Origin of the sequence: Helicobacter trogontum, from assembly GCF_000765905.2 — a bacterium.
GTDB lineage: Bacteria > Campylobacterota > Campylobacteria > Campylobacterales > Helicobacteraceae > Helicobacter_A > Helicobacter_A trogontum.
The window spans coordinates 54,653-67,432 of the sequence record NZ_JRPL02000006.1; the positions used below are offsets into that span (position 1 = coordinate 54,653).

Annotated in this window: 6 protein-coding genes; 3 read left to right on the forward strand and 3 right to left on the reverse strand. The window is 33.7% G+C overall.

What is annotated here, in order from left to right; genetic code table 11:
* Nucleotides 1–27 precede the first annotated feature (27 nt).
* Nucleotides 28–2,484: a leucine--tRNA ligase gene (leuS, locus tag LS81_RS03975; protein WP_034344278.1), complete on the forward strand. Its 2,457-nt coding sequence runs from the start codon at nt 28–30 to the stop codon at nt 2,482–2,484.
* Between the two features lie 773 nt (nt 2,485–3,257).
* On the opposite strand, the gene dxs is transcribed toward leuS, so the two are convergent.
* Nucleotides 3,258–5,474 carry a 1-deoxy-D-xylulose-5-phosphate synthase gene (dxs, locus tag LS81_RS03980; protein WP_052096394.1) on the reverse strand — a complete coding sequence of 739 codons (2,217 nt, stop codon included), beginning with the start codon at nt 5,472–5,474 and terminating at the stop codon, nt 3,258–3,260.
* A 219-nt stretch (nt 5,475–5,693) separates the two neighbouring features.
* Between dxs and dnaE the strand changes: the two genes are divergently transcribed.
* Nucleotides 5,694–9,509 (forward strand): DNA polymerase III subunit alpha, encoded by a 3,816-nt coding sequence (gene dnaE, locus LS81_RS03985; protein WP_034344277.1) that lies wholly within the window; start codon nt 5,694–5,696, stop codon nt 9,507–9,509.
* A 522-nt stretch (nt 9,510–10,031) separates the two neighbouring features.
* The gene (locus LS81_RS03990; RefSeq protein WP_034344275.1) at nt 10,032–10,634 is read left to right on the forward strand and encodes a hypothetical protein; all 603 of its coding nucleotides are present in this window, start codon (nt 10,032–10,034) and stop codon (nt 10,632–10,634) included.
* Between the two features lie 588 nt (nt 10,635–11,222).
* Here LS81_RS03990 and LS81_RS03995 read toward each other — a convergent pair.
* Together LS81_RS03995 and kdsB are read right to left on the reverse strand one after the other, a co-directional pair.
* On the reverse strand, nt 11,223–11,717 hold the full coding sequence (locus LS81_RS03995; RefSeq protein ID WP_034316956.1) for a ferritin: 495 nt from the start codon (nt 11,715–11,717) through the stop codon (nt 11,223–11,225).
* Nucleotides 11,718–11,972: 255 nt separating this feature from the next.
* Nucleotides 11,973–12,689, reverse strand: a complete 717-nt coding sequence (gene kdsB, locus LS81_RS04000; RefSeq protein WP_104696488.1) for a 3-deoxy-manno-octulosonate cytidylyltransferase — start codon at nt 12,687–12,689, stop codon at nt 11,973–11,975.
* Nucleotides 12,690–12,780 lie beyond the last annotated feature (91 nt).

The following is a 12,780-nucleotide window of genomic DNA, read 5'->3' on the forward strand; positions in this document are numbered from 1 at the left end:
TTTTTTAAGTATTTATAAGGATATGTAATGAAACATGAAAACTATAATCCAGCTGCAGTAGAATCTAAATGGCAACAAATATGGCAAGATAGTGGCGTATTTGAGCCAAGCAACGATTTCTCGAAACCAAAAAAGTATATCCTCTCGATGTTTCCATATCCAAGTGGGGCAATCCATATGGGACATGTGCGCAATTATTGTATAGGCGATGCTATGGCAAGATATTATCGCATGTATGGTTATAATGTATTACATCCTATTGGTTTTGATGCGTTTGGTATGCCAGCTGAAAACGCTGCTATCAAGCATAAAGTCCATCCAAAGAATTGGACTTACAGCAACATGGAGGTTATGTTAAAAGAATTACAGACAATGGGGTTAAGCTTTTCAAAAGAACGAGTGTTAGAAACTTGCGATCCATTATACAGCAAATATGAGCAGGAGTTTTTTATAAAAGCGTGGCAAAAGGGATTAGTCTATCGTAAAAAAGCATTTCTTAATTGGTGTCCAAACGACTTGACTGTGTTGGCTAATGAACAAGTAATAGATGGTAAGTGTTGGCGTTGTGATACTCCTGTAGTACAAAAAGAAATGTATCAATATTATCTTAAAATAACAGATTATGCAGAAGAATTACTTAAAGATTTAGAAACTTTGGAAGGTAAATGGCCACCACAGGTTTTAAGTATGCAAAGAAATTGGATAGGAAAATCCAGTGGTTTATCTTTTTCATTTGAGTTATGTGAAGATTCCAAAGTCTTGCTAGATTCCAAAATCACCACGCTTGATGTTTATACGACTCGTGCTGATACGATTTATGGTGTGAGTTATTGTGTCATTGCACCAGAGCATGGTATAGTGGATTTGCTTATTAAAAAAAATATACTTACACAAGATGATGTTAATACAATTCAAAGTATTCGCAATCAAGCTGAAAAAGAGCGTTCTAAAGCTGATAAAATAGGCATTGCCCTACCAATTTTTGTCTTGCATCCACTTACACAACAAAAAATCCCAGTATGGATTAGTAACTTTGTGCTTATGAGTTATGGAAGTGGTGCGGTTATGAGTGTGCCAAGCCATGATGAAAGGGATTTTGAGTTTGCAAAAAAATATAACTTAGCTTTATTGCCTGTAATAGAATCAAATGGCGAAAATGATGGGATAAATAAACCTAATACAGAAGATGGAATCCTATACAATAGTGATGTATTTTCAGGATTAAATAGCAAAGAAGCACGAGAAAAGATTATTGCTCTGTTTGAAGAAAAGGGTATAGGCAAGAAAACTATAAATTACAAACTAAGAGACTGGGGCATATCACGCCAACGCTATTGGGGGACACCTATACCCCTTATTCATTGCCCACAATGTGGCGTGGTAGAATCAAGCACCCTACCAGTTGAATTGCCAAATGATATTGAAATAACAGGTGAGGGAAATCCTCTTGAAAAACATGCGACTTGGAAATATACAAAATGTCCTAAATGTGGTGCAGATTCTGTGCGAGAAACTGATACTATGGACACTTTTGTGGAATCAAGCTGGTATTTCCTGCATTACACAACTCCAAAGCAATTGCGTAAAACACAGGCATTTTGTAAAGAATCATTACAATATTTTATGGAAGTTGATGAGTATATTGGTGGTATAGAGCATGCTATTTTGCATCTTTTATATGCTAGATTTTACACAAAAATGTTGCGTGATTTGGGTTATATTAGCTTCAGTGAACCCTTTTCGCACTTGCTTACACAAGGTATGGTTTTAAAAGATGGTGTTAAAATGTCAAAAAGTCTTGGTAATGTAGTAGAGCCAAGACACATTATAGATACTTATGGTGCTGATACTGCACGTTTGTTTATTCTTTTTGCAGCACCTTCTGCATCTGCACTCGATTGGAATGATAATAGTGTGGTTGGGTGTTATAAGTTTATTTGTCGTCTCATTGATAGAAAAGTGCGTGTTGCAAAGGTAGATACACTGCCAAAAATAGATACACAAACGCTAAACAAAGATTCTAAAAATGCACGACTAAAGGTTTATGAAGCATTGCAAAAACAACAAAATATATTTAATAAAAAAATTGAGGGTTATCCCTTTAATGTTGTGATTGCTGCGTGTATGGAAGCGCACAATGCTTTGTGTGCACAAGATGATGATATGGTTTTTACAGAGGGTTATTTCATTTTATTGCATATTTTAGAGAACTTTATTCCACATATTGCAAGTGAGCTTAGCCAAGAGCTATTTAATTTGGCAAATTTTGCACCTATTAGAATCGATAATGACGCATTCAAACAAGATGAAATTACTTATGTAATCAGTGTCAATGGAAAGAAACGTGCCGAGGTTGTAATGCCCACAACTGCTACAAAAGAAGAAGTGATAAGTATGGCTAAGAGTGCAGCAGAAAAGTGGCTTGATGGAGCTATTAAGAAAGAGATTTTTGTGCCAAATAAACTAGTGAATTTTGTAATGTAAATTCGTAATTATGCTGTATTAAACAGATTAGCTGTGAAATATTAAGTTGGATTCTGATCTTATGCGAATAATAGTAGGGTGTGGGCTGTATAGTGTAGGTTAGAATTAGAAGTTTTTCACTGATTCTTTTTAAGAATCCCCTTGTTTAAATAATGGTAAGAAGGAATATGAGTTTTTCCTAGGATCTTTTATTGTAGCTAAAAGAGCTCTTTGTGTGAATACTTGATTGCTCATTAATAAGGCGTTAAATACTTTTATGATTTTATCTTTCATCATACTTTTGCTATATGAAATCATGCTTACGAATAATTTTTAGATTGTGTAAATATTTAAAAAGATGAAGTATCTATATTGGATGTGAGAAGCTACATCTAGTATATTACTATAATTGCTTAGAATCTAGACAGCGTGTTTTCTATTGTTTCTTTTTGGCAATACTTTATAAGATTCTGCATTGAATATATAAGTTTTCTTGTGATACTCTTAAAGTAGACCCACTTATGTAAGATTTCTATTGGTATATATGTATGGCAAAAGTATGATAAGTCTTATTATAAATACCTCATCGATCGTTATTCATGCATTGCTTATATGCAAATGAAGATTTTCTAAGTTGATGGTGACAATATGTTTTACAACACATACTGAATTGATTAGGAGAGCTTACATGTTTTGGTTTAAGGTATGCAGGAATTGTTCATAAGAGTTTTAAGACATATTTGCAAGGTATATCCACAATGTCTTATTATAAATATTTAATCGCTCATCATGTCTTAAGTATGCGTTGATTTAATGATCTTAGATACTAAACTTTTTGTATCTATGCCTAGAAGCTCTTCAATTTTTTGTGTATTTCCATGTCTCACAAATATATCTTGTATCTCAAAGCTTATAATTTTTGGAATCTGCTTGATTTTTCCATATTCTAATTGACTAAAAGCAAACTGCATAACACACGCACCAATACCATTTGATTTATAGTTATCACTCATGATAAAAATATGCGTATAATCCCTCAAGCATGAAGTAAGCGTATCTGTGTCAAGTGGTTTGAGGCTAATAATATCAAGCAATGATGTATGGATGTTGTATTGTGTTAGCAGAGTAATCCATACATCCAATAGGCGACCAACGCCATTGCCATACCCCATAAGTAGAATTTTTTTATCTTCATTAGAATTTATATGATTTTGTCTAGAATCTTGTTTTACATATTCTAGATTATTGTATAACATTTGTGCCTTATATGATTGTAGGTTAATATTATAGGTTGATGTATTAAGTAGATTCTGTAACATGCCTTTACAAATTTCTAAAGTTTCTATTATCTGAATAGGCGTGAGGTTTGTAGATATAGAATCTAGATTTTCATTCATGTTGGCATGAGTGTTTTGCTCCTTTTTTATATCATATTCTTTTATAATAGAATCTAAACGCATATAGCATTTTTCTAACATGAATTGCCCTCTAGGATAACGGATGGCTAATGGTGAAGTTGCATGCTGTGAATATTCAAGTTGTATAGCAAGGGTGTTATTATCTCTTGGGGCAATAAGCTGTATATTTGGAATACCTTGCAAATATGCAATATCTAGCAATCCTTGATGTGTTTCGCCATCTTCACCCACAATACCAGCTCTATCAATGCAAAAAACCACGGGAAGATTCATGATACAGACATCATGCACAATTTGATCAAAAGCACGCTGCAAAAATGTAGAATATATAGCAATATATGGTTTAAAACCTTCCTTTGCCATAGCTGCCATTGAGGTTACTGCGTGTTGTTCTGCAATTGCTACATCAAAAAACCTCTCTGGCATTGTGTCCATAAGTTTATCCAATCCTGTACCACTAGGCATGGCTGCAGTTACGCCTACGATTTTTTCATTTTGTTGTGCCATGCTTAGAAGTGTATCGCTAAATACTGCTGTTGGACTTTTGATTGTGCTTTTTGTGATTGCTTGTCCTGTGTTTAAGTCAAATGGAGCAACACCATGCCATTTCTCATATCTGCCTTCAGCAATTTGATAGCCTTTGCCTTTTATGGTTTGGCAGTGTAGTAATACTGGACGATTTAAGTAAGCAACACTTTTTAATGTCGCAACCACCTCCTCTATATTATTGCCATCAATTGGTCCTACATAATCAATACCAAATTCTTCAAATAACAATCCAGGAGTGATGAGTTTAAAGCTTTCCTCAAATCGTTTGGCAATGAAGGTTGTGCCATTTGGCATTTTATCAATTACTTTTTTGATTTTTTCTTTCATAGTTTGATATAAAGGACTAGCAATTGTTTTTGATAGGATCTTGGAAATTGCCCCAATTGGCTTTGCAATACTCATTTCATTATCATTAAGTATAATAATGACTGGTAGTTTCAAATCACCCAATTCATTCAAAGCCTCATAGACTAGTCCAGCACTCATAGAGCCATCACCTATCATTACAATGGGCTTATGTGGGTCATTTCGTAATTTCTTTGCCTTAGCCACACCTACTGCAAGTGAAAGAGAAGTAGAGCTGTGCCCAGCTATAAAGTAATCAAACTTACTCTCATAGGGTGCAATGAAACCACTTATACCATGGATTTGACGCAAACTTTCAAAAGACTTATATCTCCCTGTAAGTAACTTATGTGCATAAGCTTGGTGGCTTACATCATAGATAAATGGGTGCATTGAACAATCAAATACCGCATGCATACCTATAATGAGTTCAACTGCTCCAAGCGTAGAGCTTAAATGTCCTCCATTTTTACTCACCACCTCCAAAATTCTAGCACGTATTAACTCTGCTATATTGTTTAACTCTGCCGTACTTGCATTTGGTAATAAATGATGAATGTCTTCATTATTAAGTAGTTTTTGTATGATACCGCAGGACGTGGCTGTCTGTTTTGTAGTATCAATTTGTATATCAAGTGTGTCAATTGGCGTATCAATAGGTAAAGTTGTATTGCTAGTTGTGGGTATAGACTGCTGCATTATCTTTCCTTTTATTCCTTGATATCATAATACTTGTATTGTTTAAGAATATTTGCGTTAAAACATGTAATATTATAGCATGTTAATAAAAAATGTGTTTATTACCAATAGATATGGTAGATAGAATTTTAGTTACACCATATATAAAATATATAGATTCAAAGAGTTTTAATATTGCATGATGTAATATTGTAATCGTGATTTAAAAAAGGAAAAAATATGAATAATATACAAGAAATAAATATACCATTTACGCATTTGCATTTACACACAGAGTATTCGTTGCTTGATGGAGCAAATAAGCTAGATGTCTTAGCAAAACGCATTAAAGAGCTTGGCATGAACAGCGTTGCAATGACAGATCACGGCAATATGTTTGGGGCTATTGAGTTTTATAAGATTATGAAGAAGGCTGGGATTAAACCCATTATTGGCATTGAGGCTTACATTCATAATAAAGAGGATTTGGGTGATAAATCTCCAAATACACCAAAATTTCATATATGTCTGTATGCAAAAAATGAAGAGGGATATAAGAATCTTATGTATCTATCAAGTCAGAGTTTCATACAGGGATTCTATCGTACTTCAAGGATTAATAAAAAGATTCTAAGAGAACATTCTAGGGGTATTATATGCTCTTCTGCATGTCTTAATGGCGAGATTTCATGGAATCTAAACCTTAGTCCATACATGGATAACAAAAAGCGAGAGAAAAAAATTATCATGGGTGCAAAAGGATATGATGGTGCAAAAGAAGCGATACATGAATATCAAGATATTTTTGGAGATGATTTTTATATTGAGATAATGCGACATGGCATTGCTGATCAACGTTTTATTGATAATGATTTATTGCGTTTAAGCCTTGAAACAGGTGCAAAGCTAATTGCTACAAATGATGCGCACTACACTAATAAAGAAGATTCTAGTATGCAAGAAGCAGCTATGATGATAGCTATGGGAACTGATGTTAATGATCCAAAAAGGTTGCGACACACAGTCCAAGAGTTTTATATAAAAAGCCCAAAACAAATGCTTGATTTATTTATGGATATACCAGAAGCAGTTTATAATACGCAAGAAATAGCTGATAAATGTAATCTTAGCATCGATTTAAAAGATGACAAAAATCCCCCAACACCACCAAGCTTTAAGTTTGCAAAAGAGTATGCAAAAAATGAAGGCATTGCAATACAAGATGAAGCGGAGTATTTTGCTTATAAATGTGAGCAAGGTTTGACAAAAAGGTTAGAGCAAGTAGATAAAGAATATCATGAGGTATATCATAAGCGACTACAAGAAGAAATTAATATTATCACGCAGATGAAGTTCCCTGGATATATGCTTATAGTTTGGGATTTTATAAATTATGCAAAGCAAAATAAGATTCCAGTGGGACCAGGTAGGGGAAGTGCAGCAGGTAGTCTTGTGGCATATTGTTTAGAGATTACAGATGTTGATCCAATTAAGTATAATTTGCTTTTTGAGCGGTTTTTAAATCCAGAGCGTATATCAATGCCTGATATTGATACTGACTTTTGTCAAAGAAGACGTCCTGAAATGTTTGAATATATGAAGGCAAAGTATGGTGAATATAATGTTGCACAAGTTATCACTTTTGGTAAAATGCTTGCAAGAGGCGTAATACGAGATGTGGCTAGAATCTATGGTATGTCTATTCCAAATGCGGATAAATTCGCAAAGCTCATTCCATCAAAACTTGGCATTACATTAAAGGGCTATACTGATAAAAATGGGAACCATATTGATGGAGCATATGAGTTAGAACCAAAAATCCAAGAACTGATTACAGAAAGTGAGCATGACAGAGATGAGAAAAGTAGAGGGCTTGCAAAAAAAGTATGGGACATGGCATTAAGGCTTGAAAAACTCAATAGAAACACAGGAAAGCATGCTGCAGCTCTTGTGGTAGATTCTGAAAAAGAGTTATGGCATAAAGTTCCTTTATATGTGAGTGAGCGGACAAAAGGGGTTATGGTAACGCAATATTCCATGAAATACTTGGAGCCAGTTGATTTGATCAAATTCGACTTTTTGGGATTAAAGACGCTAACTGTAATACAAGATGCACTAGATATTATAAAAGATACAAACAATATTGATATTAATCTCTCGACACTTGATGTCAATGATGAAAGGGTGTATAGGACATTACGTAGTGGAAATACACTTGGGATATTCCAATTAGAATCTAGTGGTATGCAGGAGTTTAATCGCAGATTGCAACCAAGTGGTATTGATGATGCAATTGCACTTCTTGCATTATTTAGACCAGGTCCTATGGAAAGTGGTATGAGTGATGAGTATATCAATAGAAAGCATGGGAGGAGCCCAGTAAGTTATACTTTTAAGGAATTAGAACCTATCTTGAAAAATACTTATGGTGTGATTGTGTATCAAGAGCAAGTTATGCAAATTGTGCAGGTGATAGGTGGATTTTCTTTAGGTGAGGCTGATCTTGTAAGAAGAGCAATGGGTAAAAAAGATGCACAAATCATGACAGAAAATCGCACAAAGTTTGCTGATGGTGCAGAGAAAAATGGTTTTGATAGAACAAAAGCAGAAGAACTTTTTGATCAGATAGCAAAGTTTGCAGAATATGGATTTAATAAGTCGCATTCAGCAGCTTATGGAATCTTAACTTTTCAAACTGCATATCTAAAAACGTATTATGAGCATGAATTTATGGCAGCAATGCTTTCAAGCGAAAGTCATAAAATTGAGGCAGTAGCCACCTATATAGATGAGGCAAGGGCTATGGGTATTGAGATTTTACCTCCACATGTGAATACTTCCCAGACAAATTTTTCAGTTATGATAGATTCTAATGGTAAAAAGAAAATTGTTTTTGGCTTGAATGCGATTAAGGGGGCGGGTGAGGGTGCTTTACAAAGTATTATTGATGATAGAAAACAAAAAGGTGTCTTTAAGAATCTTGAAGATTTTATTGCAAAGGCAAATTTTAGTAAAATCTCTAAAAAAGTGTTTGAGCCTTTAGTAAAAAGTGGTAGTCTTGATAATCTTGGTTATACACGTGCAAGTATGCTTGATAATCTTGATTATATTTGCGACTTAGGTAGAAGAATGTCTAGGGAGCGTAGTGGTGGTGGTTTGTTTGGTGCAGAAGAGTTGTGTCCTGAGTTGCAAATAAAACCTATACAAGAACTACATAATAAAAGTTTGCTTGAATATGAGTATGAGAGTTTGGGAATCTATCTTAGTGGACACCCTCTTGATGAATTTAGAAGTGAAATAGAAGCGATAAAAAATGTTGTAAAAATTGCAGAATTGGAAAATATTGCTGATGGTTCAAGGATCATGCTTATTGGGAAGCTGGAGGATTTGCAACGAAAAATAAGCAAAAATAATCGAACTTATGGTACAGCAAAACTTATGGATTTTAGTGGTAAACAACCTTTAACTTTGTTTGAAGATCAGCTTAACTTGCTTGATAGTTTTGACTTGGGTAGTCCTGTTGGAATAGTAGGAAAACTCGAAAAAGAAAGGATGGTAACAGAGGGTGAAGATGGTAGTGCTGAAGTAAGCTATAAGATTGAAATAAGAGTGCATGAGGTGCATACCTTGCAATCATGCAAAGAGATAAAATTGCGTGTGAAAAAAGACAATACAAAAGTTCAGCCAGATACGCAAGATTCTAAAACACTTGTAAAACAAGAAGTAGATTCTAAACTGCACAATGATGTAGTATATGGAGATTCTGCTCTTGATGAAGTAAATGGTATTGAGCCATTAGATTTGGTCGCTGACATGGATATAAGAAACTCGTGCTTATGCGCTTTGATGCAAAGTGTTATTACAGAGGAGCAAGTGAGTGCGATTGCAAACATCATGCGATCATCACAAGGTGATACTAGATTTGGCATTGGCTTTCAAGATAGCGTAAGTGGAAAAACTTTTATTTTTGAAAGCAGTATGTATATTGATGAAAGGTTAAAGCATAAAATAGAAGAGGTTTTACCTGATTGCACATGGAAATATTTAGCAATTTAGGATTATATCCTTGGAGATAGTAGCAATTTTTCTTAAGTAAAATTAAGAAAAATTATAAAGCAACAAACACCTAGAGTTGTTTGCCTAGATTTTGTATAGAAATTGTATAATATCTCCTTGATGTATGTCATAAGAAATTCTAAAAGATTAGAAAAAACAGAATATATAGTCTTATGCTATTCTGTGTCGAAGCGTATTTGTATTCACAAGGATTCCAAAGATTGCTCATAAGGCATTCAAGAATATAGAGAGTGGATGCAAGGGGTAATAACAGGAAATCATCATACTCATTAATGTTTGAAAAATAGGACAATTTGCAAACTTGATTCTAAGTTGTATTTTCTATCATAGTGCAATTATTTTGTTTATAACAGACTGCAAATAAACTTCATTCAAGAGTGTTTGCAAATGTTTTGATTATTCTTCCATAAGAAAAGGGGCTGTTGTGTAGGAATCTTTTTTGCTTGTTACCGCGTTTAGTCGATATTGATTTTAATCTGATGTGTTTGTTGGAGTTGTGTTGTGCGTTGTTTTAGAATATTATGTGTTGGTTTATGTTTGGTTGCATTTTCCTTTGCTAAGGGTGATTCTGGTGTAAGTAGCGGAAGTGAGGTTGAGCAACTTGAGCTTGCTGGTGGAGATTCATTTGAGTATGATATTAATAATAAAATTCGTAGAGCAAAAAGTAATGTGCAAGTTGGTGTGGGAGTGAATTTTACTCATAATGCTACTACAGGATCATTGCAAGTCAATGCTAGTGTAGCACTTGGATATAGTTATTTTTTCCATAAAACTTTTGGTATGAGGCTGAATGGTATTTTTGACAATACACAGACAAGCTACTTTGGTGGTATTGGACTAGATATCATGTGGGATTTTATCCAAACTGAACCATTTGGCTTGGGTGTGATTATTGGTAGTAGTGTGGGGTATGCGAAGGAATATGGTGTTGTTGAAAATGGTGGGTTTTTAGGATATTTTCATGCTGGAGTGGGCATGGTTTTTGATGGTGGTAGAAGTAGGCTTGATGGAGTGACTAGGATTCCATACAATAGCATTCCTAACATAACTAGGCAGCTATCAACAGATATTACTTATGTGCTTATGTATTCCTATACTTTTTAACTACAATTACGCAAAATTACCTTGTTGAATTTGGCAGAGTTGCAATTAAGTAAAAAAGTTTCTTTGTATTTACAAATGTGAATGGTTAGATCTTTTTTGGTATCTTTGTTGATTGCAATTTATCTTTATATTTTATAGCAATAGCTTTAATATATGATATTACAATACATCTGTGTTGAGGTATTGCACGAGTAGCTGATAAAATATTCTTAAAATACACAAATGTTTGTATATGTTATATGAAAGAATTCTTACTGCTTCATCTATCCTCTATGCTTATTCTAAATTGTTCAAGTACTTAAAGTCTACATGTAAAATAATGGATTTAACATTGGTTATTGTATATATAATGGTTTTTATATTGAGGGGTATTGGCAAGTTTCTAGTAGGTAGTTCAAGATTATCGTTGATTTCTTATTTTGCCTAGAATTTAAGTATCATGCAATGAATAAGTATTGTAAATATCGGAGTATTGGAAAAAATAGGAGTGATGGATGAAATTACTCAATCCATCTTTATAATAAGACTTTTTGCAAACACTGCAAGCAATTTAAATCCAAGTATAGAAGGATAAACAACTAGACGTTCTTATTTCCCTATAAGTGTCTTAATATATTGATCTGCCAAATAAAGACCATTACTTTGCTCACCGATGAGTTTTATTTTATCTACTATACCACGGAATAACGCTTCTTCTTCATGTTGCTCTGCTACATACCATTGCAAGAAATTAAAAGTTGAATAGTCTTTATTTTCCAACATGAAGCTTACAAGTTCATTGATTGATTTTGTGATTGACAACTCATGTTCATAAGTTTTTTCAAATACATCAAGTAAACTTTTAAAATTAGATTCTGGCTTTTCTATGGCTTGTAGTTCAACAACAGAATCTGTCTCGTTAAGATAAGTGATTAATTTTTTGGCATGATCACTTTCTTGTCCTGCGTGTGAAAATAAAAATTGTCCCGCACCATCCAATCTATTGCGAAAACACCATGAACTCATGCTTAAATAAAGGTTTGATGCAAACATCTCTTTGGCAACTTGTTCGTTCAATTTTTTTGTAACTTCAGCTGATAACATATTATGCTCCTAAACTATGTAAGTATTGATAATTTGGTATGAATTCAAATTAACTTTATCATTATAGTATTATAAATGATAATAAGTCAAGAATAAACTATACTTTTTACTAAAATATTTAATATCATGCGAAATTAACCATATATTATTATGTCTTTAACATTCCATTAAGACACATATTATATAGACTAGTTTCTAAAATATGATTTTATGAGGTATAACATAGTGGATTTTGTGGTAAGCAATTGCTTGATATTATTGAAAACCATATTTGTTTCTTGCATATTCTAAATCTTCTTGTGTATCAATCCCTATGCTCTCACTTTCCACACATGCGATTTTAATGGGTTTATTATAATAAATTGCACGAAGTTGTTCGAGCTTTTCAATATGCTCTAGACGTGTTTCTGGTAGTGCAGCATATTCTTCAAGTGTTGCTTTAAAAAATCCATATAAGCCTAAATGTCCTAGATAACTTAATTGTGTAGATTCCTTAGAATCTCTATGGAATGGTATGGGTGAGCGTGAGAAGTAGATTGCATGTTGCAGATGGTTTATTATTACTTTGACTAGATTTGGGTTTTGTGCCTGTTGGTTTGTGATACTTTTGGCACAAGTTGCCATAAAGGTATCAGACTGCATACAATCTTTTAAAGCCTGAATGACATGATGCTCTAAGAATGGCTCATCTGCTTGTAAATTAATAATAACACAATCATCTCTAAGTCCTAAGATTCTAGCGGCTTCAAGCACACGCAAGCTACCATTTGGAATATCTGGATGCGTAAGAACTGCTTTGATTTTATATTGCTTTGCAATGTTATAGGTTTCAGTAGAATCAAGTGCTAACACAACTTCATCAATTGCCTGTGCATTTTGTGCACTTTTAATAAACATAGGTACACCATCGATATTGCATAAGATCTTGTTTGGGAACCTTGAACTAGCAAGTCTTGCGGGAATAATAATCATGATACAGCCTCATTTGTTGTTAAATTCCTGTATTCTAATATAAAATTAACAAAATTATAATGCGTGTGATAATATTGAGGTAAGATTCAAA

What these genes read in the sequence shown, in the direction of transcription:
- leuS (WP_034344278.1), top strand. Translation starts at nt 28, where the DNA reads ATGAAACATGAAAACTATAATCCAGCTGCAGTAGAATCTAAATGGCAA.
- dxs (WP_052096394.1), bottom strand. Translation starts at nt 5,474, where the DNA reads ATGCAGCAGTCTATACCCACAACTAGCAATACAACTTTACCTATTGAT.
- dnaE (WP_034344277.1), top strand. Translation starts at nt 5,694, where the DNA reads ATGAATAATATACAAGAAATAAATATACCATTTACGCATTTGCATTTA.
- LS81_RS03995 (WP_034316956.1), bottom strand. Translation starts at nt 11,717, where the DNA reads ATGTTATCAGCTGAAGTTACAAAAAAATTGAACGAACAAGTTGCCAAA.
- kdsB (WP_104696488.1), bottom strand. Translation starts at nt 12,689, where the DNA reads ATGATTATTATTCCCGCAAGACTTGCTAGTTCAAGGTTCCCAAACAAG.